This window comes from Pseudomonas sp. Irchel s3a12, assembly GCF_900187485.1.
In the GTDB taxonomy this organism is placed as follows: Bacteria; Pseudomonadota; Gammaproteobacteria; order Pseudomonadales; family Pseudomonadaceae; genus Aquipseudomonas; species Aquipseudomonas neuropathica.
Window position 1 is genome coordinate 35,534 of the sequence record NZ_FYDN01000016.1, and the last position, 26,140, is coordinate 61,673.

Consider the following 26,140-nt stretch of genomic DNA (forward strand, 5'->3'; position numbering starts at 1 on the left):
ATGAGTTTCTCGAACAAGGAACAGGGTGCGGTTAAAGAAACATTGCTGCCCTCGGCGAAAGATATTGATGCCTTGGTCCGCGCTGAACATCACGACCCTTTTTCCATTCTCGGCCCGCACGGCGATGGCGCTGGCGGGCAGTTCATTCGTGCTTATCTGCCCGGAGCGCTGAGTGTCGTGGTGCTGGACAAGGACAGCGGTGAAGAACGCGGTCCGCTGGAGCAAACCGAAACGCCGGGGCTGTTTGTCGGCCATTTCGATCAGGCGCGGCCGTATCAGTTGCGCACGCGCTGGGCCGGCGGCGAACAGGTTGCAGAGGATCCTTATAGCTTTGGCCAGCTACTCGGTGAAATGGATTTGTATCTGTTCGCCGAAGGCAATCACCGTGATCTCAGCGCCTGTCTCGGCGCGCAATTGAAAACCGTTGATGGCGTCGACGGTGTGCGTTTTGCCGTGTGGGCGCCGAATGCCCGGCGCGTGTCCGTAGTGGGGGATTTCAACGTCTGGGACGGCCGCCGCCATCCGATGCGCTTGCGGCATCCGTCCGGGGTCTGGGAATTGTTCATCCCGCGCCTGCAAGCAGGCGAGCTGTACAAATATGAAATTCTTGGCGCTCACGGGATCCTGCCGCTCAAGGCTGACCCGATGGCGCTGGCCACCAGTCTGCCGCCGGACACCGCCTCGAAAGTCGCTGAGCCACTGCAGATCGATTGGCAGGATCAGGAGTGGATGAGCAGCCGCCGTGACCGCCAGAAGCATTCCGCGCCGCTGTCGATTTACGAACTGCACGCCGGTTCGTGGCAGTGCGAACTGGATGATCTCGGTGAAGTCGCCCGCCAGTACACCTGGCCGGAACTCGCCGAACGCTTGATTCCCTACGTCAAGGAACTGGGTTTCACTCACATCGAACTGATGCCGATCATGGAGCACCCGTTTGGTGGGTCCTGGGGTTATCAACTGCTCTCGCAATTCGCCCCGAGTGCGCGGTACGGCTCGCCGGCGCAGTTCGCTGAATTCGTCGACGCCTGCCACCGGGCCGAGATCGGCGTGATTCTCGACTGGGTGCCGGCGCATTTCCCAACCGATACTCATGGTCTCGCCCAGTTCGACGGCACCGCGCTGTACGAATACGGCAACCCGCTGGAAGGTTTTCATCAGGATTGGGACACGCTGATCTACAACCTCGGCCGCACCGAAGTACATGGCTACATGCTCGCTTCGGGGTTGCACTGGTTGAAGCATTTCCATGTCGACGGCCTGCGCGTCGATGCGGTGGCCTCGATGCTCTATCGCGACTATTCGCGCAAGGCTGGCGAATGGGTGCCGAACCGCCATGGCGGCCGGGAAAATCTGGAGGCCATCGACTTCTTGCGGCATTTGAACGACGTGGTCGAACTGGAAGCGCCGGGCGCACTGGTGATCGCTGAAGAATCAACCGCGTGGCCGGGTGTCAGCCAAAGTACGCAGCAGGGCGGTCTCGGTTTTGCCTACAAATGGAACATGGGTTGGATGCACGATTCGCTGCATTACATTCAGCAGGATCCGGTGTACCGCGCGCATCATCACAATGAGTTGAGTTTTGGTCTGGTCTACGCCTGGTCCGAGCGTTTCATCCTGCCGATTTCCCACGATGAAGTGGTGCACGGCAAGCACTCGCTGATCGACAAGATGCCCGGCGATCGCTGGCAAAAATTCGCCAACCTGCGCGCGTATCTGAGTTTTATGTGGACGCACCCGGGCAAGAAGCTGTTGTTCATGGGCTGCGAGTTTGGCCAGTGGCGCGAGTGGAATCACGATCAGCAACTGGATTGGTATCTGCTGCAGTATTCTGAGCACAAGGGCGTGCAGAAACTGGTCGGCGATCTCAATCGGCTGTATCGCGAAGAGCCGGCGCTGCACGATCAGGACGACGCGCCGCAGGGTTTCCAGTGGTTGATCGGTGACGATGCGATCAACAGCGTTTATGCCTGGCTGCGTTGGAGCAAGGAGGGTAAACCGGTGCTGGTGGTGGCCAACTTCACGCCGGTGCCGCGTCAGGCGTATCGCGTGGGTGTGCCGTTTGCCGGGCGCTGGACTGAATTGCTCAATAGCGATGCCGACACCTATGCCGGTTCCAATTACGGCAATGGCGGCGGGGCGTTTACCGAGGAAGTGCCGAGTCATGGCCAGTCGTTGTCGCTGGAGCTGAATCTGCCGCCGTTGGCGGTGTTGATCCTCAAGCCAGAGGGCTGATCCGAGACCGCGTCGCTGCCATCGCGAGCAGGCTCGCTCCCACAGGGGAAATACATTCCAAATGTGGGAGCGAGCCTGCTCGCGAAGGCGCCAGTTCAGACACCTCCAAAATCCGGCTCAACGCTCACCAGCGCATCCGCACCCCAAGGCTGCCAATGATCCCGTTCAAATCATTGTCATCGACATCACTGCTGTAATCGGCACTGACATACAGACTCACCACAGGCGTTACCCGCGCCACCAGCCCCAGTCCCAACTCAACGGTGGATGACTTGCGGCTGCTGCTGATCTTGTCGACCTGATCCAGCGTCACCGTGCTGCCGGTATAAACGGTGTGCCACAGGTTGGTGCGCACATAGGGTTCGAGCGGCAGACCATTCAAATCGTAACTGCCTTTCAAACGGGCGCCGACGCGGCCGCTCCAGGCGGTCAGATCGGTGGAGGACGCATTGCCCGAGCCGGCGTACGGCGTGTCGAGGGTGATGCGTTGATTGATCAATTGCGCCTGCGGTTCGACCACCCAGTTGTCGCTCAAGCCAATCGGAAAACCGCCTTCGACCGAGAAGGTCATGGCGCTGCCTTCGGTGGCTTGCCGGGCGCCTTGGCCGTTGCGACTGAAACCGCTGACCCGGCCACCGCTGGCCGACAGATCAACGTGCCAGCCTTGCGCACCAGTGAGGCTGTAGTAGGCCCCGAGGCTCTGGCCTTGTAGATTGAGGGTGTCAGTGTTCGGATCGGCCAAGGCGCGACTAGTGAGCACCCCGTTGCCATTGGCTTGAATCTGATTGACGCCGCCGATCAAGCCGATGGTCTGGGTATGCCCGCCACCTTGTACGGTCAACACGGCTGGCCCTTTGAAGTCGCCGCTGCCGGGCATTGCGTAGCCTGACGACAGCACATCGGTTTGCGCCTGACGGGCGCTTCTACCGTACAACTCGTCCCAGGCCGACGGTGCGAGGTCTTCGGTAATCAAGCGTGTGCCCTGCAGATCGGGCCGTGGGCTGAAGCGTTGCGGGCCGGGGGTGATGACGGTGGCGGGCAACGTCATCACGGGCACATCCGCGCGGTACCACGGGGTCGTTTCATCCGCCGCAGGACCGGCCTGCGCCTCCATGGATGAGCACAGCAAGATAGAACTCGACACTGTGCAGAAAGTGATTTTGATCTCGTGTGGGGTGATTGAAGTTCTCATGGAGGTCTACCTTGCAGGCGCATGCGGCATCTCGATGTGGCGTCTCTCCTACCCCGAACGAGGGGCGACCGAATGGAGCGGGGCGAACCGTGGCCGCTCGATTTCGCGAGTGTCCGAAGGCTCGTCCCGGTAGTGATTCCGGGGGTAGTAAGGTAGAGATAAGAAGAGTCGCGCGCCGCCGTCAAGAAATTGAACGATGAGCGGTAGTGGCAAAACAGGCTTTGCAAGCGTTTGTTTTTCTGCACATAACTAAGTGGTTGTTTGTATGGAAGAACGCATTGAGAGCCGCAAGGTAGAGAGTTTAAATTGTCGACGGAAGGTCTACCAACTGAGGCGAATGCTAGGTTGCCCACCACGCCGCGCACGTCATTGCTGTCAATATTGCTGGTGTAATCGGTACTGGCGTACACACTGACCGCGCGATCAAGGGTCAACACTACGCCCAGGCCGATGTCCGCTGTCGAGGATTTCCGTTCGCTGGAAATCACATCGTTGTCGCCAAACGTGACCGAGTCAGTAGCGGAAAACGTATGCCACACATTGGCGCGCAGGTACGGTTCGACAGGAAGGCCGCTGACCTGATATCGACCTTTGAGGCGTGCGCCGAGGCGAGCGGTCCAGGCGCCGTCGGAATCAAACGAGACGCGTGAAATACCGTCGTTCTGGCTGTCGAGGGAGATTTTCTGATGGATGAGCTGCGCCTGCGGCTCGATCACCCAGGTGTCATTGATCGGCAACGGGTAACCGGCCTCGGTGGACAACGTCAGGGCGTGCCCGCGATTGTCCAGTTTTACCCCGCGATCGGAATGGTTGTCTCCGTCGAAGCGAGTGCCCATTACCACGGTATCGAGGTACCCGCCGGTGGGCGCCATCAGCGTCCAGTACAGGCCATAGCTGTCGCCCTCGAGTTTGATCTTGCCGGCGCTGTTGTGCTGAAAGCCTTCGTTGAAACCGTCGACATCACCTTGCAAGCGGCTGTGACCGACAAAGAAACCCAAGCGCTGATTCAGGCTGCCGGACGTCTGCGAGCTGTACAGATCGTTGCCGACCTGAAAGCCATTGAGCGAGCCATCCAGTCGCGGCGTGACCGTGCCGGCCCAGGTCTGCTCGAGTTTTTACCATAGACACGGCCCCATCCGGCGCCGAATGCACCGGTTTCCGCGAGCAGGCGTTGATCGCCCTGACGGTCATGAAAGGTGCCCAGGGCGTTAAGCGTCAGTTGCGCGGCAGCGGGCGGCAACACCGACCAAGTCGGGACTTCCTGGCGATACAAAGGGATCGGTTCGGCTCCCGCAACGGCTGCGGGCAATACCGGCAACGGCGGGCTCCCGGCCGGCGTCGCCGCCGCTACGGGGGTAGCGACCACCGGCACCAGGATGGGCGGCTGCGTTGGATCGGGGTTGGGAGCGCTCACCAGCTGCGGCGCAACGATGGCGGAGCGCAGATACCAGCTGTTTTCCGTGCCGGCAGTGACACCTCCTTTGAACAGATAGTAATCGTAAGCTCCGGCCGACACCGGGCCATTGAGGGTGAAGGCGTTATTGCTGCTCAGCGTGCTGCCTTGCGCCTGCACCAGTTGGATGCCGTTCACCTCGGTAAGGCCGCCTAGTCCGCCGAGGTTGCTGACCGTGATCACCGTGCCGCCGCTTAAGCTGCCATCGTTGACCACCAGTTTGTCACTCGGTGAATCATCGCCACCGACCACGCTTTGCAAGCGTAACTGGCCGCTGTTACCGACGTAGTTGCCCTGTACGGTCAGCGTATCGTCAGTGCGGCTGTTATTGCGGGTCAAATCGATGATCCCCGCGTTATTCAGCGTCACTGGCTGACCCGCCACCGCCGATGCCACCGTACCTTGTGTGGCAAACAATGTGCTGCGGGTATCGATGTTCAACACGCCACTGCCGGTGCCGGCGTCCCCCAGCACCAGTCCTGACGACCCCAGATCGAGTTGCGAGCCATTAACCAGGCTCACCGCTTCCCAATTGATGAAGCTCGCGGGCAGGGCCGTGCGGGTGTTATCCAGTGACAGGGTATCGCTACCGACGCCGCCATTAACGCTGGGCGTCAGCGCAAGAATATTATCGTCGAGATTGCGCAGGGTGACGGTGTCATTGCCGACGTCCATGAGGATCGTCGAACGGATAATGCCGCCGCCATCCCACAGCAAACGGTCATCACCCACGCTGGCGCGAACCTCGCCGACGATTTCCCCACCGCTCACCGTGATGCTGTCGTTGCCGCCGCTGACACTAATGTTGCCGCCGATGCGGCCACCGGAAACGATAATGGTGTCAGTGCCGAAACCGGTGACCAGATTGCCAATAATCTGCCCGCCCGACAGGTCAAAAATATTGTTATCGAGTTTCATGTCCACGCGGCCGATGGTGCCGCCCGTCATGCGCGCGACGTCGCCATCCTCAAAGGCGCCGACGATGATGCCCCCGTTCATCAAGAACGTATCGCGGCTGTCGCCTTGAGCCAACGAGCCAATTGAGCCGCCCGTCATGACAAAGTCATCGATACCGTTGCCCTGATTGACCGCGCCGGTAATCACGCCGGAGTTGATTTCGACCCGGTCGGCTCCAGCGCCGAAGGTCACGCTGCCATTGATCTGACCGCTGCCGTTAGCGGCGAATGTCAGGCTGTTGTTGCCGGCGAGATCCGTCAGCGAACCGCTGGTACCGCTGTCACAGGTGAAATTGTCATTGCCCGGCCCGGGCACGAGCGTGCAGGCCGCTGAAACGGGGTGGCTGGTCAAAATCAGCAAGGAAGCAGGCAGGAGCAAGGCGTGCGGTAATGTCAGCAAGTGCGTGGAGTAGCGCGGCATGGTCATTCCCTAGGGCAAATTCGGGGAATTCATCCCTGAGCGTGTCATGGTCTAGGCATCGTTTACAGTTGATGCCTTACATCAAGTCCATGATCTAACGGATTGAATGCGCTACTCCTTGAGCTTTTTTAGGTGTAGATGAATTTCCTCGCGGTTCAAGCATGGCTGACGGACGGTCTTGTCAGAAATGCGCTTACAGATGCACCTCTACCGCGAGCGGCAGGTGATCGGACAGATGCGTCCACGGCTTGTTGCCGAGGATCTGCGGGTCATGACTACTGGCATTGCGCAGGTAGATCCGGTCCAGTCGCAGCAATGGAAACCGCGCCGGGTAGGTCTTGGCCGGGCGCCCATGGTGGCGCTCGAACGCTTCGTGCAGGTAGTCACGACGGGCGAGGGCGGCGTTGCCCTGTAACTGCCAGTCGTTGAAGTCGCCGGCGATGATCACCGGGGCATCGTCGGGCAGCGATTCGAGCAATTGACAGAGCAGTTGCAGCTGTAATTGCCGGTGGCTTTCGAGCAGACTCAGGTGCACGCAGATTGCGTGGACCTCGGTGTGACCCGGGACGTCGAGCACACAGTGCAACAGTCCACGGCGCTCGGGGCCGGTGATCGACACGTCGAGGTTGCGGTATTCACGGATCGGGTATTTCGACAGCAGGGCATTGCCATGGTGGCCGTCGGGGTAAACGGCATTGCGCCCGTAGGCGAAATCGCTCCACATGCTGTCGGCGAGAAATTCGTATTGCGAGGTTTGTGGCCATTCGTTGTAACGGTTCGAATGCCGTTCGTGTTCACCCACCACTTCTTGCAGAAACACCAGATCGGCCGAGGTGCTGCGCACCGCTTCGCGCAGCTCCGGCAGGATGAAGCGCCTGTTAAGCGCGGTGAAGCCTTTGTGGGTGTTGACCGTCAGCACCCTAAGACGATGAATGACAGGCGCGTCGACAACATGACGCTTGGGTTCGCTGGACACGTTCACTCCTCTGGATTGCGGGCCGCTTATTCATGCGACTGATGGCGAGGGGCGGCAGTTCCTTGCAAATCATGGTTGATGACAACCCAATTCCTGTGGGAGCGAGCCTGCTCGCGAAGGCGTCGGTAAATCCAATACATAAGTTGGTAGAACCACCGCTTTCGCGAGCAGGCTCGCTCCCACCCGAAACGGCGTCAGACAAACACGATTTCGTAGGGCAGGCGCATTCTTTCGAGAATCACCGGCGGCAGCATCGGTGCAATACCAATCGCCGGTTCACCCTTGAGCTGACTGGCGTAAGCATGGGTGGCGTGGCTCTTGCGCGCGACGGTCCAGGTGTCGAGGCGCAGTTTGCGCGCGCGTTCCCAAGGGATCAGTTGCTGGTCGCGCTCGGGCCAGTGCCAGGCCCAGACTGGTACATCGTGGAAGGTCGCCCCGGCTTGTTCCGCTGCATGCGCGCTGGCCCGACCCACCGCTTCATGGTCGTCGTTGCCATCGCCGCGCCAGGTGCTGAACACCACATCGCCTGGGCGCAGGTAGCGGCTGATGAATTCGGTCACTTGCGCTTGCTGTTCGCACAGAGCGTTGTCAGTGAAACCACCGCGCACCCATTTCAGGCTGTGCATTGGCAAGCCGAGACGGCGCAGGGCCTCGACGCTTTCCTGCGGGCGGAACACGCTCAGGCGTTTTTCCGACCATTGCCGCGAACCCGGGTGGCTGGCGCTGCCATCGGTGATCGAGAGCAATTGCAACGGATGACCGAGGCTGGAGAGTAATTGCAGCAGACCGCCACAGGTGACCACTTCATCGCCCGGATGCGGCGCGATGACCACGGCGCGGGCGCCGGCGGGTACCAGACTTAAAGTATTGATGACCGGAATGTTGTCCAGTTGCGGGGCGCTGTTCCAGATTTGCGCCGACGAACTGCTGTCGCTGAGGGTTAACGGTTTCATGGTGTGACGTCCTTGTGTTGTTTCGCCCTCAGTCGTGCGTTTGGCGGTGATTGCCAGACGCCGCCGACCCGTGAAGGCTGGTTGATTGCCCAGCGACGCTCCGAACCCTGGATTGCCGCGCAGCAGAGTATTGCTCATGAAGCGTAGTTCGTCGCGTCACAGATCAATCTGATCCGCTTTTTTTTGCTCCATCTGTGCCAGGTTTCGCAGATAGTCACCAAAGCCACCGCGCGCACGGCTGTCGAACCGCGCGCTGGTGAGCACTTGCGGGCGATGGCTCCAGGCGATGTTCGCGCCGTCGAGTTCCAGCTCCCGCACCAATTGCACATCTTCGTCGCAGGCCAGCGGTTTAAAGCCCCCGGCCCAGCGATAGGCGTCGGCGCTGATGCCCAGATTGGCGCCGTGGATATGCCGATGGCCATCGCTGGCATGGTAATGCCGGTGATAGCGGATTTGCGCCGCTTCATCGAACGACTCGTGCCAGCGTTCGACCGTGACGGTACCGCATACCGCGTCCGCGCCCAACCCCAGTTGCGCTACCAGCCAGTCGTCGGCCACGCGGCTGTCGGCGTCCGAGCAAGAGATCCAGCGCGCGCCGCGCTCCAGCAATAGCTGCGCGCCGGCCGCCCGGGCCTGGCCAACATTGCGTGCGTCGATGTGCAGGCTCAGCACCGGATAGCGACTGACAATCTGCGCCGAGCGGTCGGTGCAGCTGTCGAGCACCACCAACACTTCAACCTTTTCACCGGCCAGCAAACCGTGGCGGCTGGCGCGCATGGCCGCGCTCAGGCAGTCGTCGAGCAAGTCTTCCTCATTGTGCGCCGGGATCAGAATGCCGATCATCGCAAGCCCTCCAGTGCCGCCACCGAGCGCGGTTCGCGGCTCCACACCTCAAGGATGAAGTCCGCTTCCTGATGCAAGACCAGACGGGGCAGATGCAGTTTTTCGTGAATCAGGTCGTGAACCTGCCGCGCATTCAGCGGGCAGCCGTCAATGGGCGGACGCCAGTGACAGGCGAGGAACTGGCCGTCGGCAGTCAGGCAATCACTGGCTCGACGGATCACTTCTGTCAGATCCTGACTATCCAGGTAGTAGCCGATCTCGCTAAATACGATCAGGTCGAATTTTTCCTCCGGCCAGTCGCCCGGAAGACGGTTTTGCCGCACTTCGGCGTGGTCGAACACGCTCAACCGCGTGCGCGCCAGAGTCACTGCCGCACTGGCCGTGTCACAGCACAACAACCGATCGCAACGCGCGGCCAGTTCGGCGCTCAACTCGCCGTTGGCGCAACCCGGTTCGAAGATTGCCCGGTAGTGCGGACGCGGCAGGGCGGCGAGGGTGATCGCGCGTTTGCGCTGCTCGTACCAGCGCTCACGGAACGCCCATGGGTCATCGTTGCCGGCGAACAAACCGTCGAAATAGCGATCCTCGACACTCATAGAAACACCACTTCGAAGGGCTGTAAGAGGCGATCGAGCACATACGGTGCGAGCACCGGACCGAGTCCGGCGTCAGGATCGCCTTCCAGTTGACTGGCGAAAGCGTGCACCGCGTGGCGTTTGCGCGCGACTTGCGCCGGCGTCAGAAGAATCTTGCGTGCGCGTTGCCACGGTACGAAGGCGTCTTCCGGAGTTGCCCAGTGCCAAGTCCACACCGGCAGTTCATGGCAAGTCGCACCGACGCGACGGGCAGCCTCGACACTGGCGCGGCCGACGGCTTCGTGGTCGCAATGTCCGTCCTCGCTCCACGTGGTAAAGAGCACGTCGTCGGGACGCAGATGACGTTCGATGAAATCGACCAGCTCCGCTTCCTGAGCCGCCACCTGGGTGTCGCTGAAGCCACCGCGCAGCCACTTCACGCGGTGCATCGGCAGTCCGAGACGACGCAGCGCTTCGGCCGATTCCTGCGGCCGCACCACGCTCAGACGTTCCACCGGCCAGCGACTTGAACCGGGATGACTGGCGCTGCCGTCGGTGACCGACATCAGTTGCAAAGGCCGACCGGCCTCAGCGAGCAATTGCAGCAAACCGCCACAACCGAGCACTTCGTCGTCCGGGTGCGGCGCGACAATCACCGCCCGCGCGCCCGGAGGCACCAGACTGAGGATGTCGATGCTATCCAGTTCCGCCAGATGCCGCGAAGCCTGCCATTGGTGCAGGCTGGTGCCCTGGCCGACAATCGGATTGGTTTTCATAGCGCCCATGCCTCCGCGGAGTGCCCGGCCACCATTTGCCCGAGCGCGGCCAGATCCCGTTCGGCATGACTCTGGCGCAGGAACACCGGCAGATCAGCGCTGAGCCGGGCAAAGTGGCGATCCTTGCAAAACGGCCCGGCACCGAGGGCGCGCCCGACCTCACGCATCACCTGTTCAGCCGACTGCTCGACCACCGCGCGGGCACGACGGGCGAGTAATTCGGCGTTGTCTTCCGGGTGCGCATCGATGTGCAAGGCGCTGAAGCGCAGCACATCCGCCGCGGCCTGCAAGGCGCTATCGACCGCGCCGAGATGGGCGAGGGCGTGCGGTTCCGGGCGTTGCTCACACTGGATGCGCAACGCGTCGGCGATTTGCCGTGCGGCGCCGTACCAGCACGCGGCAATTCCGATCCCGCCCTGCCAGAAACCCGGGCGTTGCAGATAGTCGCCGGGATTGCCAATGGCCTGCGCTTCGGCACCGTCGAACAGCACCTCGACGCTGCCAGTAGCCGCCATGCCCACCGCTTGCCAGCCTTGCTCGGTGACGGTGACGCCCGGTTGGTCGAGGGCGACGGCGACCAGTTGCTGCTGATCGTCGCCATCCCAGGCGGTGAGCAAGGCGTGGCTGAGCACGGCGGCGCCGGAGCACCATGCCTTGCGTCCATGCAGCGCGACCATGTGCCCGACTGGGCTGACTTTGACTCGTGCTTGCGGTGGCTCCGCTGCCCACATGCCCCAAGTGCTGCCCGGCGTAGGTGAGCCGCCGAGTTGTTCAATGATCGCCAGCGCGTCGGTGTGGCCTTCAAACAGTTTGCACAGACCCAGGTCATGTCCGCCGACTTCCGCCAACTGCTGAAAGCGCTCCAGCGTGCGGCCACTGCCCGGTAACGGCAGACGATCCAGCCCGGCCTCGACCAGCGCCCGCAGGCACCCGCCGAGGGCTGCGGTGTGCGGATAATCCGTTGGTCGTCGGCTCAGATAACGGTGCAGGTCCATATCAGTCTTCTTCATCACGTTGCAGTTCGAACAGCAGCAGCGAGCGCCCGGTGACCGAGTATTCGTGGCCGAAATCGAAGCGTTCCTGACCACGGATCGACGGCTGATTGGTGTCGATCATGCAGGTCCAGAAACTGCCTTCCGGTACTTCCGGCAGGGTGAAGTTGACGATGTCATGATGGGCGTTGACCACCAGCAGCAGCGTCGCATCCGCACCCTTGCGGCGAATCCCGGTTTCCTGCGCGCGGCCGTCGAGCAACATGCCCAGGCAGCGGTTGTGCGCATCGTGCCAATGCTCGGTGGTCATCTCGGTGGCATCCGGCGCCAGCCAGGTGATGTCCTTGACGCCGATGTCCTCGTTGTATTCGCCAACCAGGAAGCGGCCGCGACGCAGAATCGGATAAGCCAGACGCAACTTGATCAGGCGCTTGACGAATTTCAGCAACGCCTTGCCGTCCTCGCTCAGGTCCCAGTTGACCCAACCGATCTCGCTGTCCTGGCAATAGGCGTTGTTGTTGCCGTCCTGGGTACGGGCGAACTCATCACCGGCGACGATCATCGGCGTGCCTTGGGCGAGCAGCAGGGTGGCGAAGAAATTGCGCATCTGCCGATGGCGCAGGGCATTGATTTCAGGATCGTCGGTCGGGCCTTCGACGCCATGGTTCCACGACAGATTGTTGTTGCTGCCGTCCTGATTGTTTTCGTCGTTGGCTTCGTTGTGCTTGTCGTTGTAAGAGACCAGGTCGTTGAGAGTGAAACCGTCGTGGGCGGTGATGAAGTTCACCGAGGAGTACGGCCGCCGCCCGCGCTGGTTGAACATCTCACCGGAGGCAGTCATGCGGCTGGCGAAATCGGCAACCTGGCCGTCGTCGCCTTTCCAGAACGCGCGCACGGTGTCGCGGAACTTGTCGTTCCACTCGACCCAGCCCGGCGGGAAGTTGCCGACCTGATAACCACCGGGGCCACAGTCCCATGGCTCGGCGATCATCTTCACCTGACGCAGCACCGGGTCCTGACGGCAAGCAACGAGGAAGCTGTGACGCTCGTCGAAACCGTCGTGGTAGCGGCCGAGAATCGTTGCCAGGTCGAAGCGGAAACCGTCGACGTGCATCTCGCTGGCCCAGTAACGCAGCGAGTCGGTGACCATTTGCAGCACGCACGGGTGGCTCAGGTCGAGGGTGTTGCCGGTGCCGGAATCATTGATGTAGTAGCGCTTGTCGTCGGGCATCAAGCGATAGTACGAGGCGTTGTCGATGCCGCGCATCGACAGGGTCGGGCCTTGCTCGTTGCCCTCGGCGGTGTGGTTATAGACCACGTCGAGGATCACTTCGAGGTTGGCTTCGTGCAGGTGCGCGACCATCTCCTTGAATTCGGCAATCTTGCCGCTGGCCAGGTAGCGCGGGTCCGGGGCGAAGAACGCGATGCTGTTGTAACCCCAGTAATTGGTCATGCCTTTGTGCAGCAGATGCTGGTCATTGACGAAGGCATGAATCGGCAGCAACTCGACGGTAGACACGCCGAGCTTGCGAATGTGTTCGAGCACGTCGTCGACCATCAGCCCGGCAAAGGTGCCGCGTACGTTCTCCGGTACCGAAGGGTGACGCATGCTGATGCCGCGCACGTGGGTTTCATAAATGATGGTTTTGTCCCACGGCACGCTGACGCGGTGGTCGTTGCCCCAGGTGTGCGCCGGGTCGATGACTTTACATTTGGGCACGAAGGGCGCGCTGTCACGTTCATCGAAACTGAGGTCGGCGTCGGGGTGGCCGATGGTGTAGCCGAACAACGCTTCCGACCATTTCAGTTGACCGACCAGTTGCTTGGCGTACGGATCGATGAGTAATTTGTTGTGGTTGAAGCGGTGGCCGTTGGCCGGGTCATACGGGCCGTAGACGCGGTAACCGTAGATCAGCCCCGGGTGCGCATCAGGCAGGTAGCCGTGGTAGATCTCGTCGGTGTATTCCGGCAGTTCGATGCGTTCGAGTTCAACTTCGCCGGCATCGTCGAAGATGCACAGTTCGACCTTGGTGGCGTTGGCGGAAAACAGAGCAAAGTTCACCCCCAGACCATCCCAGGTCGCACCGAGCGGGAAGGGCAGGCCTTCACGGATTCTCGACGGCTCGGCGTGCGCGGTGGGTTCGGCATTCTTTGGACGGGTCATGATTGCTCCTGCAAAAATCGGGATGGTTCGGTTCACACTGTTTCCCCTGTGGGAGCGAGCCTGCTCGCGAAAGCGGTGGGTCAGCTGACACAGATGTCGGATGTGCCGACGTCTTCGCGAGCTGGCTCGCTCCCACAGGGTTTATGTGTTTCTTCAGGGCGAGTGAGCCCTCGGTGGCGAGCGAACCCGCCACACGGTCATTCAGTTCAATCGTCGTTAAAGCGTCAGATCGCCGAAGGCTTTCGCGGCGCCCGAGGCTTTTTCTCGGCAGGCTTTTCGCCCGGGGGAATCACTTTGGCGGCGCTGGCCGGTTTGGCTTTGGCCGGTGGTTTCGGCTTAGCGGCCGGGGCCTTGGCCTCGGCTGTCTTGCCAGCCGGTTTGCTGCCGGTGGCTTTCGGCGGTTTCTTCGGTGCCAGCGCTTCCGCTTCGGCGAGCTTGCGCGCCATTTCCCAGTGGCGTTCTTCATGCCCCTCGGGCTTACCTTCCGATTCCCAGATTTGATAGGCGAATTCGCGGATGCGTTTATCGTCGGTACTCATCGCAATGCTCCTGAACTGAACTCATGCTTACGTTAAGTGTTGGATAAAGAGATTGACCGGGACATCCCCCAGCGCGTCGCTGATATTCAGCTCCCTGTTTTTTGTGACTGCGCTGCTTGAAAAAAGTCCCTTCAGGTTTGTCGCAGAGGCGGCGAACGGTAAAACCACTCGCGTATCGCCCCAGCGCAGCGCATCGACCTGAGGTACAGCACCGTTTTCCAGCAGGGTCGCGCAACGGACCGGCACGATCACGATGGCCTGCTTGCCCGCGTGCTCACGGGCAAACGCGAGCACGTTGTGCGCCTGACTGCCGAGCACCTCCAGGGCCTGGTAGCTGCCCCGGCGGAACAGCTCGGCATACTCCACGCGCAGGTTCAGCACTTGGGCAATCAAGGCTTGCTTGATACGCCCGTCACGCCAGTTCGCCAGCAACTCCACAGGTGGCAATGGCTCCTGCAAAGCGTGTTCGCGAGCGGCGTAATCCACCGGCCGGCGGTTGTCCGGATCGACCAGGCTGAAGTCCCAGAACTCATTGCCCTGATACAAATCGGGCACACCCGGCACGGTCATGCGCAGCAAGGTTTGCGCCAAGCCATTGAGCGCGCCGGCGGCGGCGATGCTGTTGACGGTCTTGCTCAGCGCGGCGCGCAGCAGTTCGCCTTCCTCACCGGTGAGGAGTTTTTCGGTGAACGCATGCGCGGCGTTTTCGTAGCTTTCGCTCGGTGCGCTCCAACTGCTTTGCAGCTTGGCTTCACGCAGGGCTTTCTGTTGCCATTGCCAGATGCGCTTGGCGTAATCGGCGAAACCCGCCTGGTCGTCGTCACGCAGTTGCAGCGGCCAACTGCCCAGCAACGCTTGATAGAGAATCAGCTCATCGCCGCTCGATGGCATCTGATCATCCACCCGCACCGGACGGGCGAGGGCGCGCCACAGCTCGATCTGCTCGGCGTACCAATGGCTGCGTTCACTGAGTACGGCCAGACGTGCGCGGGTGTCTTCACCACGTTTGTGATCGTGGGTCGCGGTGGCCAGCAAGTTGTCGGGGAATTCACTCAGCCGTTGTTGATTGACCGCATGAAAGTCGCTGAGCGGAGCGCTGAACTGTTCGGTGTTGTAGCCGACGTCATTGCGCGACAGCAGCACGGCGGAACGATACAGCGCGGTGTCTTCCACGGCTTTGGCCGCTGCCGGTGAGGTCAGTTGCTGAAAGCGTACGCAGGCATGCTTGAGAATCTTGCGCGAACGCCCGCGCGGTTTACGCCGCCATGGCGTACCGCCAAGCCAGGCGGCAACGCAGTCGAGCACCGGCCAGTCGCCTTCACCGAGGCTCTGTCGCGCGCCGTCCATGGCCTGCTGGAAGAACTTTTCATCCTGCGCGGAGCGGCCCATGGCGCTGATGTACGTGCGATACACCGGGAAGTGCACGATCAACGCTTGCAGCACTCGGCGGATCGCCCCGAGGGTCAGGTCGCGGGTCATCAGGTCATCGCGGGCGACTTGCAGCAGCGCCTGGGCGACGCTTTCGCAATCGCTGGCGAGTGAGCCGTTGAGGATCTGCTGGCGCGCCAGTTGCGCTTCCTCGATGAACGCGGCCGGACGTTCGGTACGCCGTTGCCAGAGGTCACCGAGCACAAATTCGCCGTCCGGGTCGTGTTGCAGCAGCGACAGCTGATTCATGAATTCATAACCGGTGGTGCCATCCACCGCCCAGTCGCGGTGCAGGGTTTCGCCGGCGCCGAGGATCTTCTCGACGTAGATCGGCAGATGCCTGCCCGGCGCCAGCAGATCAACCCGGCGGCGCAGTTTTCGGCAGTAACCGCGCGGGTCGGCGAGACCGTCGATGTGGTCGATGCGCAAACCGTCGACCAGCCCTTCGGCAATCAACTGGAAGATCTTGCCGTGGGTGGCTTCGAACACTGCCGGGCGCTCAACGCGCAGCCCGCCGAGTTCGTTGATGTCGAAAAAGCGCCGCCAGTTGATGTCGTCAGCCGCCGTGCGCCAACTCGCCAGGCGATAGCTTTGACGTTCGAGCAACTCATGCAGTTTGTGGAAGCCGTCTTCGGTGGTCGAGTCGTAGTGCTGCAGGTTGTTCTGGATCGCTTCGAGGATCTGCGGGTCTGTCGCCTGTTGCCGCAGTTGTTCTTTCAGCGGCATCGCCAGTGAATGGGCATCGGTCTGATAGCTGAGGGCGCCGAAGCGATCGGCCAACGGCTTCAGTGCATCCGTGGATTTCAGCAGCTCAGGGTAATCATTCGGGCACACCGGGAAGTGATGGTCGTAGTGCTCGACATGGAAACTGCCGGTCTGCGCATTGAAGTGCAGTTTCAGCGTGCCTTCCTGCAAGGCTACGCCGTAATCGCTGCCGAGGAACGGCAGCAGCAACTGGCCTTCCATCAGTGGGTCCGGCGAATGCCATTGAATGTCGAAGAACTCGCCATAAGGACTCAGCCGTCCCCATTCCAGCAGATCAAGCCACCACGGGTTGTCGTTGCCACCGACCGCCATGTGGTTGGAGACGATGTCGAGGATCAGGCCCATGTTGTGTTCGCGCAACGTGCTGACCAAGCGCCGTAACGCCGGCTCGCCGCCAAGTTCCGGGTTGACCTGGGTCGGGTCCACCACGTCGTAGCCGTGCATCGAACCGGCCCGTGCTGCGAGCAGCGGCGAGGCATAAATATGGCTGATGCCGAGCCGGGCGAAGTACGGCACCAATGGCACCGCGTGTTCGAGGGTAAAACCTTTATGAAATTGCAGGCGCAATGTCGCACGCAGGGGCTGGATGAGCGTTTGATTCATTGGTCACGCTCGGCAGCCTGGAGCCTTGCGCAGGCGAGTAATTCCAGGCGTCGCGCCGCATCCGCGCCATCGAGCAGCGCCTCACTGGTGCCGGGCAAGCGCCGTGACCAGTTCGGATGGGTGTCGATCGTGCCGGGCAGATTCGCCTGTTCATTGATGCCCAGCGCATCTTCCAGCGGCAACAGCACCAACGGCGCGCGGGTGTGGCCGAGGAAACGCACAGCGGCATCGACCACTTGATCGGCCTCGTGGGATTCCTCGCGAAAGTTTTGCGGGTCCTGGCTCAACGCGTTGCGCAGGCCTTCGCGCTCACGCTGGCGGTGATGCCGCCATTCGATTTCACCGTTGGCATCGACGAAACCCAAGCGTGCGTTCCAGTCGATATCACGGCCATGCCACCAGCCGTTGAGCGTCGGCAGATCGTGGGTGCTGGTGGTTGCCAAGGCGTTGTCCGGCCAGTCGAGAATCGGTTTGAAAAAGGTGTTGTCCTGCTCGAACAGCAGCACGCGCATGCCGAGCATGGAACGGGCGATGAGCTTTTCACGCAGGCCATCGGGCACCGTGCCGAGGTCTTCACCGAGGACGATGGCCTGGTGGCGATGGGATTCGAGGGTCAGCAATCGCAGCAAGTCATCGACCGGGTAATACAGGTACGCGCCATCGGCCGGCGCCGCGCCGTTGGGGATCACCCACAAGCGTTGCAGGCCCATCACATGGTCAATGCGCAAGCCGCCGGCATGGGCGAAGTTGGCGCGCAGCATGTCGATGAAGGCACGAAAGCCATTGCGAATCAGGCCTTCCGGCGAGAATGCGGAAATGCCCCAGCCCTGGCCCGAGCGATTGAGAATGTCCGGCGGCGCACCCACGGTCAGCGACGCGAGCAATTCATCCTGGAAACTCCAGGCCTGGCTACCGGCGCCGTCGGCACCCACCGCCAGATCGGCGATCAGGCCAATGCCCATGCCGGCGCTGCGTGCAGCGGTTTGCGCGCGCTCCAGGCAACGGTGGATCAGCCATTGGCAAAAAGCGAAGTAGCCGATGCGTTCGGCATATTCCTCGGCAAACGCTTCGAGCGCTGCGCCGCGTGGGTCGTGCCAGTGTTCCGGCCATTGCCGCCAGTCGAGGTTTTCACCACGGGCGGCGCGCATTTCCTGAATCGCTTCGAAACGGCAGTGGTTTTCCAGTGCTTCGCCACCGGCATGGCGGAAACTGCCGAAGTCCGGGTGCAGTGGGTGGTCACCGGCGATGAAACCTTCGTACAACGCTTGCAAGAGTTTTTGCTTGGCGTCGGCGGCGCTTGGCCAGTCGATCAGGGTCAGGTCTTCCAGTTGCGCAAACTGCTCGGCCAGGCCGGTTGCGTCGATCGCATCGCGCAAAGCGCGCTCACCGAGAATCGCGCCGGGGGCGGCGTACAGGGGATTGAGGAACAGACGACTGGACGGCGAATAAGGACTGTAGCGCCCGGTATCGGCGCTGAACATGGCGTGCAATGGGCTGATCGCCAGCGCATCGGCGCCGCGTTCACCGGCCACGCGGACCAGATCTTCCAACGCTTGGGTGTCACCGAAACCGCCATCGCCGGGGCGGCGCAGCGAATACAGTTGCGCACTCAGACCCCAAACACGGGGAATCGGATTATCCACCGCATCGCCGACACTGAAGCAACGCTCAGGCGCCACGGCCAAGGTGAAGTATTGATCGCCGATGTGCACCTGTTGATAGCCGACCGGAATCAGTCCCGGCAGTACCGCTTCAGAGTCCAGTTTCAGGTCCAGCCGCGAGCCGTCTTCAAGGTGGATTTCGCACGGGGTTTGCGGGGCGAAATACCGACCCAGATCAAGGCCGACGCCAACATCGCTGGTCAGCAGCGGCGGCAAGTGCCGGTCTTGTTGGGCAGCTTGCAGTTCCAGCAGGCTGGCGTCGATTTCCTGCGCGGTGCTGGCGGGGTGGCCGAGTCCGATCAGAACATTGCGCAGCACCGCCGGGGCGACTTTTTGCGGGCGGCCGTTGGCGTCGATCCAGTCGACGGCAAGGCCGGCGCGGCTTGCAAGTATTTCCAGTTGCGCATCGCTCATAGGCGCTCTCCATCCAGAGGTTGCAAAGGGATTGCGGCCGTGAGGCTGACAAGCGCGCAATACGCGGGCAGTTCACCCGATTCCGATAGATCGACGCTGGATGGCTGTTGAAACAACCACACGGCCTCGGTCTGTGGAGGGTTGACCACTGGCGTGTCGCTGAGGTTCAGGTCAATTCGCAGCTCGCTGCCATTGCCCAGACGCCAGCGCGCACTGACCGCGCCATAACCGAGCATATGGGCGCCGAGCGCTTGCGTGCCGGACAGATGTGGAATGATGTATTGATGGCGAAATTGCAGCAGCTTCTGGTACAGCGTGAGGGTTTCCTGCTGTTTCACGCTGCCATTGCCGATCAACCTGGGCTGTGAGGCGTGAAAGGTTTTTTCGGCGTTCGGGTCGGGAATCTGCTCGCGTTTGTGCGGATCGGTGAAGGCACTGAACGCGGCGAATTCATTGCGGCGGCCCTCGCGCACCAACTTGGCCAGTTCACCGTGATGACTGGTGAAAAACAGGAACGGCTGCTCGGCGGCGAACTCATCGCCCATGAACATCAGCGGAATCATCGGCGACAGCAGTAACAACACGGTCGCTGCCTGCACGGCACGCGGATCGGCCAGGTGATGCAGGCGCTCGCCGAACGCACGGTTGCCGATCTGATCGTGGTTTTGCAGGAACAGCACGAACGCCGTGGAGGGCAGGTGTTCGCTGGGTTCGCCGCGTGGTTCGCCATGGCGGGTGATGTGGCCCTGGAAAACAAAACCCTGACTGAGGCAGCGCACCAATTGTTCGGTGGGTTGTGCGGCGTAGTCGGCGTAATACGCATCGGTTTCGCCAGTGAGCAGGACGTGCAGGGCGTTATGGCCGTCGTCGTTCCACTGCGCGTCGTAGTCGTATTCCAGCAGGCTCGACTGGTTGAGTTCGTTTTCCACGGTCAGCCAGACATGCCGACTGGGATCGATCTGCGCGCGGATACGTCGGGCCATTTCGCTGAGAAAATCCGGATCCTCAATGGCATGCACGGCGTCGAGGCGCAGGCCGTCGAAACGGTATTCGAGCAGCCACATCAGCGCGTTTTCGATGAAGAACTCGCGCACTTCGCTGCGACGAAAATCGATCGCCGCGCCCCACGGCGTGTGCTTGTCTTCGCGAAAAAAGCCTTTGGCGTAACGGTGCAGGTAATTGCCGTCCGGCCCGAAGTGGTTGTAGACCACGTCGAGAATTACTGCCAGACCATGGCCGTGGGCGCTGTCGATCAGGTGTTTGAGTTGTTCCGGCGTACCGTAGGAGGCTTGCGGGGCGAAGGGCAAAACACCGTCGTAGCCCCAATTGCGCTCGCCGGGAAACTGCGCCAGCGGCATCAGTTCGATGGCGGTGACGCCCAGGCCTGCAAGGCGCGCCAGATGTTGTTCGACTTCCGCGAAACCACCGAGCGCACCGACGTGCAACTCGTAGATCACTGCTTCGCTCCATGGCCGACCGTGCCAGGCCGTGTGTCGCCATTGATAAGCCAGAGGATCGACCACCACACTCTGGCGGTCGAGGTCGCCATCCTGGGCTCTGGAGGCCGGGTCAGGCACCTCCAGTTCGCCGTCGATGTTGTAGCGGTAGCGGGTGCCCGCCGGACAGCGGGCCTTGATCACAAACCAGCCCTCTGCCTGAGGCAGCATCGGCAGCGACTGGCCGTTTTCAAGTTCGACACTCACGTAAAACGCATCCGGCGCCCATAGCGCAAATTGCGTGTGTTCGGCGTCTAGCATGATCGCGCCGTGGGGCCAGGTTTCAGTAGACCGTAACGGCATCGTGGTGAACCTCCCTGGTTATTTGTGGTGAGCTTTACCCAGCGCCTTGGCGACCAGTTGTTCGTAGAGTTCGGCGTACGGTTCAACCGCTTTGCACCAGTTGAACGGCGCAGCCATTGCGCGGCAACGCATGGCGTTGAGCAGTTCGGGGAAGGCGAATACCTTGAACGCGCGGCTCAGGGCCTCTTGATAGCTTTCAGCGGTGGACTCATCGAAGAGGAAACCGGTGACGCCGTTTTCAATGGTGTCGGCCAGACCGCCGGTATTGCGCGCCACCGGCAGCGAGCCGAAGCGCTGGGCGTACATCTGACTCAAACCGCAAGGCTCGTAACGCGAAGGCATCAGCAGGAAATCGCTGCCGGCGAACATGCGCCGGGCGTCGGTTTCATTGAAGCCGATGCGCACACCGATCTGCCCAGGAAAGCGCAGCGCCAGTTCTCGCATGGCTTGTTCTTCTTCCGGTTCGCCGCGACCGATGATTGCGATCTGGCCTCCGTTCTGCACGATGTATTCGGATACCGCTATCGTCAGGTCCAGACCTTTCTGGTAGACCAGTCGCGACACCACAGCGAACAGCGGTCCGGTGGAATCGTTGAGGCCGAACAGCTCACGCACGTGCGCGGCGTTGATCGCTTTGCCTTCCCAGTCGCCAATTGCAAACGGTGCAAACAGGTGCGGATCGGTCGCAGCGTCCCAGCTCTCATCGATGCCGTTGGGGATGCCGCTGAGCAAACCTTGCTGGGTCTTGGCGGCGAGAAAGCCGTCGAGGCCACAGCCGAAATCCGGGGTGGTGATTTCCTGCGCATAAGTGGCGCTGACCGTGGTGATATGGCTTGAATACGCCATGCCGGCCTTGAGGAACGACATTTTGCCGTAGAACTCCATGCCTTCCTGTTGCAGGGCATGGGCTGGAATCCCCAGCTCCGGGCAGGAGCCGAGGCTGGTCACGCCTTGATAGGCGAGGTTGTGAATGGTGAACAGGGTGGGCGTACGCTGCCCGCGCCAGTGCATATAGGCAGGCGCGAGACCGGCCGGCCAGTCATGGGCGTGCACCAGATCCGGGCACCAGTGAATTTGCGCGAGGTTGGCGGCGATGTCGGCGGCGGCCAGACCGAGGCGGGCGAAACGAATGTGGTTATCCGGCCAGTCGCGGCCGTTGTTGGCGCCGTAGGGCGAACCTTCGCGCTCGTAGAGTTCGGGGCAGATCAGTACGTAGATGACCAGACCGTCCGGCATGTCCATGCGCCCGATCTTGCATGGTGGCAGCGCTGCGTGGCCACCCAGTTCGCCGATGATATGGATCGGGTTTTCGCTGTGCATCACCTGCGGGTAACCGGGGATCAACACGCGCACGTCGTGCAGATGGGCCATGGCCCGGGGCAGTGCAGCGGAGACGTCACCCAGACCACCGGTCTTGACCAGATCGGCGATTTCCGAGGTGACGAACAACACTTTTTTCTTGTTGGGATTCTGGCTCGCTACCGGAGTCAGCGTTTTTGTGCCGGGGATGTTGATCTGTCGGCTGCCAGGAACACTGATGGTGCTCGATTCACCAACCGCCTGCTGAGCACGCTCTCCCTGAATTTCCAATGCCGCACTGATCATATGAATCTCCCGTCTCGTTGATCTGATTCTTGTCTTGAACAAGCGATGTCCATGGCCAAGTCCTGTGGCCGGGCGCAAACGCGCCACGCATCGGTGAGCAAACGCTACCCAACACGCGCAAGCAGAATGGGTGAACGGGCCGTTGCAAGGATTGCACCAGTCGCTATGGCCCTGTCTTTCAGATGACCAGCCGCCGCGCGCAAAAGTTTCGACTTTTTTTCCGCGATGTGACCGGTCGGTTTTACCCCGCGAAAGTCAGTCTAGGCCAGATCCTAGAGCGGGGCGGAGCAAATGGGTAAATTGTTCGACAATCGGTTGGCAGGCCACGCCCACCGTGCTTTTGAGGGGGGAACGCACCGACGAAGTGCAGGTTTTTCTGCGAGGGAGGGCTAAAACGGTGACTGATCGGTCACGATTCTGTGCTAGCGGAAAGTGCGGTTGCACTGTTGTGGTGCGGGCAGTTAGTTGATCGGCTGACCACAGACAACACCTGTAGGAGCTGCCGAAGGCTGCGATCTTTTGATTTTGCATTTAAAAGCGAAGATCAAAAGATCGCAGCCTTCGGCAGCTCCTACAGTGGGGGTTAATTTAACGCACGGATTGGATGACCAGCCACCCAAGCCTGAATATCCTCGATCATCTGCGAAAAGAACTGCTCATAGTTCTGCCGGCTGACATACCCGACATGCGGCGTCGCCAGTACATTGTCCAGCGTTCGAAACGGGTGCATCGCGGGCAGCGGTTCCTGTTCGAACACGTCCAGCGCCGCCCCGGCGATCTGCTGTTTCTGCAACGCCTTGATCAGCGCCGCCTCATCGACAATCGGCCCGCGGGCGGTGTTGACCAGCAGGGCCGTCGGCTTCATCCAGCCCAGTGCCTGCGCATCGACCAGCCCGCGACTGCGCTCGCTGAGCACCAGATGCACCGATAACACATCGGACTGTTCGAACAATGCCTGTTTGCTCACGTACGTCACGCCAGCCTGTTCAGCGCGTTCGGCGGTGAGGTTTTCGCTCCAGGCAATCACCCGCATGCCGAACACCTGGCCAAACTGCGCGACGCGCTGGCCGATGCTGCCAAGACCCAAAATCCCGAGGGTCTTGCCATGCAGATCGCCGCCCAGCCCTTGCTGCCAGTGACCGTCGCGCAGGGCATTGGCTTCGTTCACCAGATTGCGCGTGGCCGCCATGATCAGCGCCCAGGTCAATTCCGGCGCGGCATGCTTGTAACTGTCGGTGCCGCAAACCTTGATCCCCAGCCTGGCGGCCGCTTGCATATCCAGCGCTGCGTTGCGCATGCCGCCGGTGACCAGCAACTTCAGATGAGGCAAACGCTTGAGCAAATCCTCATCGAAGCGCGTGCGCTCGCGCATCACGCAGATCACCTGATAGCGGCCCAGTCGCTCGGCCAGTGTGGCATTGTCCGCCGGGTAATCGTGCTCGAACGTCACCTCACCGAGGCTATCGAGCACCGACCAGTCGACCACGTCGCGGGCCACGTCCTGCCAGTCATCGATTACTGCAATCTGCACCGCCATCAGCCTTACCTCATCAACGAACGGGATTGGTTGTATTCAGCCAGCCGAGCAAGGCCTTGTGGAACTGTGCCGGTTCTTCCATTTGTGGCGCGTGGCCCATGCCGGGAAACTCCACCAGCGTCGACTGCGGGATCAGCTTGGCCACTTGTTTGCCGAGTACGTCGTAATGGCCGATTTTCGCTTTCACCTCAGGCGGCGCGAGGTCTTTGCCGATGGCCGTGGTGTCGGAGGTGCCGATCAGCAGCAGGGTCGGCATCTTCAGGTCCTTGAACTCGTAATACACCGGCTGGGTGAAAATCATGTCGTAGATCAGCGCTGAGTTCCACGCGACCTGAGTCTTGCCCGGGCCTTTGCTCAGGCCGGCGAGCATGTCTACCCAACGGTCGAATTCCGGTTTCCAGCGGCCGTCGTAGTAAGTGGTGCGTTCGTAATCACGGATGCCTTGGGCAGTGACTTTCAGCTCACGCTGATACCACTGATCCACGGTGCGATAGGGCACGCCGAGGGCTTTCCAGTCTTCCAGTCCGATCGGGTTGACCAGCGCCAGTTGCTCGACCTGCTCGGGGAACAGCAAGGCATAACGCGTGGCGAGCATGCCGCCGGTGGAATGACCGAGCAGCGTGGCTTTTTGAATGCCCAGCGCTTTGAGCAACTGCTGAGTGTTGGTCGCCAGTTGCTGAAAGCTGTATTGATAGTTGTCGGGTTTGCTGGAGGTGCAAAAGCCGATCTGGTCCGGTGCGACCACCCGGTAACCGGCCTCGCTCAAGGCCTTGATCGAACTGTCCCAGGTGGCTGCGCAAAAGTTCTTGCCGTGCATCAGCACCACAGTGCGGCCGTTGGCCTTGCCGTGAGCGGCGACGTCCATGTAACCCATCTGCAGGGATTCGCCCTGTGACTGAAAGGCAAAGTGTTTAAGGGTGTAGGGATAATCGAAGCCTTGCAGTTCCGGGCCATAGGCCGGGCCTTCCGGCGTCGCTTCGCTTGACGTCGCAGCCTGCGCCGACAGGGGCAGGGCGGCGCAGAGGAGCAGGGAGGGAAGCCAACGGGAAAACATGACAGACATAAGGTCAAACTCCGTTTGAAATCGGCCGATGCTGGAACGAGCGGATTACGCCGACGTTAAACACAGGCAATGCCCGCGCCCGAACGTTCAACCCAGCCACCCCAGCGTCAGCAGGGCCAGCACGCCGTAACGTGCACCTTTGGCCAGGGTGACGATCAACAGAAAGCGCCCGAGTGGTTCGCGCATGACACCGGCAATCAGTGTCAGGGGGTCGCCAATGATCGGCAACCAGCTCAGCAGCAACGACCAGTGACCGTAGCGCTCATAGTGTTTGCGCGCTTTGGCCATGTGCGCGGGGCTGACCGGAAACCACCGCCGATCCTGAAAGCGCTCGATCCCGCGCCCCAGCCACCAGTTGACCAGCGAGCCGAGTACATTGCCCAGTGTCGCCACCGCCAGCAGCCCCCACAGCCAGTAACGCTCGCTGACGATCAGGCCGACCAGTAACGCCTCGGATTGCAGCGGCAACAAGGTCGCCGCGCCGAAAGCGGCGAGAAACAGGCCGCCGTACGCCGCGATGATCAATGGGCCGGGTAATCCGCCACGACCACGTCAGCCCCGTCTTTCTTCAGGCCGATAATCTGATAAGCATCACTCATGCCGTCCATTTCCATGCCCGGCGAGCCCATTGGCATGCCCGGTGCGGCGACGCCGAGCAGATCGTCACGCTTGCTCAGGGCCAGAACCTGTTCCGCGGGCACATGGCCTTCGACGAATTTGCCGTTGATGATCGCGGTGTGGCACGAGGCCAGACGCGGCGGTACGCCATGTTGCTGCTTGAAGCTGCTCATGTCGTTTTCGACGTGATCTTCGACTTTGAAGCCATTGGCTTCGAGGTGGCTGATCCATTTTTTGCAGCAGCCGCAATTGGCGTCGCGGTGGACTTCGATCGGTATCAGGTCGGCGGCCTGGGCCATTGCGGAGATGAACAGGGCGCTCAGGGCGAGCAGACGCAGGTGGGTTCGCATAACGGATTCTCGGCTCGGGTGACAATCGGAAAGCACGCATTTTGACCGGTTTTTGCCGCCGGGCATCAACGCAATGTTTCCAGTTGTTGCAAAACGCAGCACCAACCTGTGGGAGCGAGCCTGCTCGCGAATGCGGTAGTTCAAACACTGAAGCGGGGACTGAGAGATCGCTTTCGCGAGCAGGCTCGCTCCCACAAGGGTTATCTGTTGGGCAGAGAACCCTTA

At 61.2% G+C, this 26,140-nt stretch carries 19 protein-coding genes and 1 pseudogene; 2 read left to right on the forward strand and 18 right to left on the reverse strand.

All coding sequences use genetic code 11. The annotated features are described in order from the left end of the window. Window positions 1-2,232, forward strand: a complete 2,232-nt coding sequence (glgB, locus tag CKW14_RS24290; RefSeq protein ID WP_095050725.1) for a 1,4-alpha-glucan branching protein GlgB — start codon at window positions 1-3, stop codon at window positions 2,230-2,232. A gap of 124 nt (window positions 2,233-2,356) precedes the next feature. Here the strand turns inward: glgB and CKW14_RS24295 are convergent, their stop codons facing one another. The 4 genes and pseudogenes from CKW14_RS24295 to CKW14_RS24310 all read right to left on the reverse strand — a co-directional run bounded on the left by CKW14_RS24295 (window position 2,357) and on the right by CKW14_RS24310 (window position 8,183). After that, window positions 2,357-3,424 carry an autotransporter outer membrane beta-barrel domain-containing protein gene (locus CKW14_RS24295; RefSeq protein ID WP_095126258.1) on the reverse strand — a complete coding sequence of 356 codons (1,068 nt, stop codon included), beginning with the start codon at window positions 3,422-3,424 and terminating at the stop codon, window positions 2,357-2,359. 321 nt (window positions 3,425-3,745) lie between these two features. After that, window positions 3,746-6,254 (reverse strand): annotated as a pseudogene (locus tag CKW14_RS24300) (autotransporter outer membrane beta-barrel domain-containing protein). 193 nt (window positions 6,255-6,447) lie between these two features. Then, window positions 6,448-7,230 carry an endonuclease/exonuclease/phosphatase family protein gene (locus tag CKW14_RS24305; protein ID WP_095126259.1) on the reverse strand — a complete coding sequence of 261 codons (783 nt, stop codon included), beginning with the start codon at window positions 7,228-7,230 and terminating at the stop codon, window positions 6,448-6,450. Between the two features lie 194 nt (window positions 7,231-7,424). Beyond that, window positions 7,425-8,183, reverse strand: coding sequence for a PIG-L deacetylase family protein (locus CKW14_RS24310; RefSeq protein ID WP_095050759.1), 759 nt, complete (start codon window positions 8,181-8,183; stop codon window positions 7,425-7,427). 3 nt (window positions 8,184-8,186) lie between these two features. On the opposite strand from CKW14_RS24310, the gene CKW14_RS30035 reads away from it, so the two are divergent. Continuing rightward, the gene (locus CKW14_RS30035) at window positions 8,187-8,330 is read left to right on the forward strand and encodes a hypothetical protein (protein ID WP_156685515.1); all 144 of its coding nucleotides are present in this window, start codon (window positions 8,187-8,189) and stop codon (window positions 8,328-8,330) included. Between the two features lie 9 nt (window positions 8,331-8,339). On the opposite strand, the gene CKW14_RS24315 is transcribed toward CKW14_RS30035, so the two are convergent. The 14 genes from CKW14_RS24315 to CKW14_RS24380 form a co-directional block, all read right to left on the reverse strand. Then, window positions 8,340-9,026, reverse strand: a complete 687-nt coding sequence (locus tag CKW14_RS24315; RefSeq protein ID WP_095126260.1) for a glycosyltransferase family 2 protein — start codon at window positions 9,024-9,026, stop codon at window positions 8,340-8,342. Then, entirely contained in the window at window positions 9,023-9,622 is a 600-nt protein-coding gene (locus CKW14_RS24320; protein ID WP_095050729.1) for an SAM-dependent methyltransferase, read from the reverse strand. The genes CKW14_RS24315 and CKW14_RS24320 overlap by 4 nt, the downstream gene beginning before the upstream one ends. Next, window positions 9,619-10,377, reverse strand: a complete 759-nt coding sequence (locus tag CKW14_RS24325) for a PIG-L deacetylase family protein (RefSeq protein WP_095050730.1) — start codon at window positions 10,375-10,377, stop codon at window positions 9,619-9,621. The genes CKW14_RS24320 and CKW14_RS24325 overlap by 4 nt, the downstream gene beginning before the upstream one ends. After that, on the reverse strand, window positions 10,374-11,372 hold the full coding sequence (locus CKW14_RS24330; RefSeq protein ID WP_095050731.1) for an acyl-CoA dehydrogenase family protein: 999 nt from the start codon (window positions 11,370-11,372) through the stop codon (window positions 10,374-10,376). Before CKW14_RS24330 ends, CKW14_RS24325 begins: the two co-directional genes overlap by 4 nt. Window position 11,373: 1 nt before the next feature. After that, window positions 11,374-13,533 carry a glycogen debranching protein GlgX gene (gene glgX / locus CKW14_RS24335; protein ID WP_095126261.1) on the reverse strand — a complete coding sequence of 720 codons (2,160 nt, stop codon included), beginning with the start codon at window positions 13,531-13,533 and terminating at the stop codon, window positions 11,374-11,376. Between the two features lie 224 nt (window positions 13,534-13,757). Then, window positions 13,758-14,072, reverse strand: coding sequence for a DUF2934 domain-containing protein (locus CKW14_RS24340; RefSeq protein ID WP_095126262.1), 315 nt, complete (start codon window positions 14,070-14,072; stop codon window positions 13,758-13,760). 27 nt (window positions 14,073-14,099) lie between these two features. Further along, the gene (locus tag CKW14_RS24345; protein ID WP_095126263.1) at window positions 14,100-16,868 is read right to left on the reverse strand and encodes a malto-oligosyltrehalose synthase; all 2,769 of its coding nucleotides are present in this window, start codon (window positions 16,866-16,868) and stop codon (window positions 14,100-14,102) included. Continuing rightward, window positions 16,865-18,943 carry a 4-alpha-glucanotransferase gene (gene malQ, locus CKW14_RS24350; protein WP_095050735.1) on the reverse strand — a complete coding sequence of 693 codons (2,079 nt, stop codon included), beginning with the start codon at window positions 18,941-18,943 and terminating at the stop codon, window positions 16,865-16,867. Before malQ ends, CKW14_RS24345 begins: the two co-directional genes overlap by 4 nt. Continuing rightward, window positions 18,940-20,742, reverse strand: a complete 1,803-nt coding sequence (gene treZ, locus CKW14_RS24355; protein WP_095126264.1) for a malto-oligosyltrehalose trehalohydrolase — start codon at window positions 20,740-20,742, stop codon at window positions 18,940-18,942. Before treZ ends, malQ begins: the two co-directional genes overlap by 4 nt. Window positions 20,743-20,760: 18 nt before the next feature. Further along, on the reverse strand, window positions 20,761-22,347 hold the full coding sequence (glgA, locus tag CKW14_RS24360; protein WP_095050737.1) for a glycogen synthase GlgA: 1,587 nt from the start codon (window positions 22,345-22,347) through the stop codon (window positions 20,761-20,763). 583 nt (window positions 22,348-22,930) lie between these two features. Further along, complete coding sequence (locus CKW14_RS24365; RefSeq protein ID WP_095050738.1) at window positions 22,931-23,884, reverse strand: D-2-hydroxyacid dehydrogenase family protein; 954 nt, start codon at window positions 23,882-23,884, stop codon at window positions 22,931-22,933. A gap of 13 nt (window positions 23,885-23,897) precedes the next feature. Further along, window positions 23,898-24,947 carry an alpha/beta fold hydrolase gene (locus CKW14_RS24370; protein ID WP_095050739.1) on the reverse strand — a complete coding sequence of 350 codons (1,050 nt, stop codon included), beginning with the start codon at window positions 24,945-24,947 and terminating at the stop codon, window positions 23,898-23,900. An 87-nt stretch (window positions 24,948-25,034) separates the two neighbouring features. After that, window positions 25,035-25,469 carry a YqaA family protein gene (locus CKW14_RS24375; protein ID WP_095050760.1) on the reverse strand — a complete coding sequence of 145 codons (435 nt, stop codon included), beginning with the start codon at window positions 25,467-25,469 and terminating at the stop codon, window positions 25,035-25,037. Then, a complete protein-coding gene (locus CKW14_RS24380) occupies window positions 25,469-25,915 on the reverse strand; it encodes a DUF411 domain-containing protein (protein WP_095050740.1) in 447 nt (148 codons plus the stop codon). The genes CKW14_RS24375 and CKW14_RS24380 overlap by 1 nt, the downstream gene beginning before the upstream one ends. Between the last annotated feature and the right edge of the window lie 225 nt (window positions 25,916-26,140).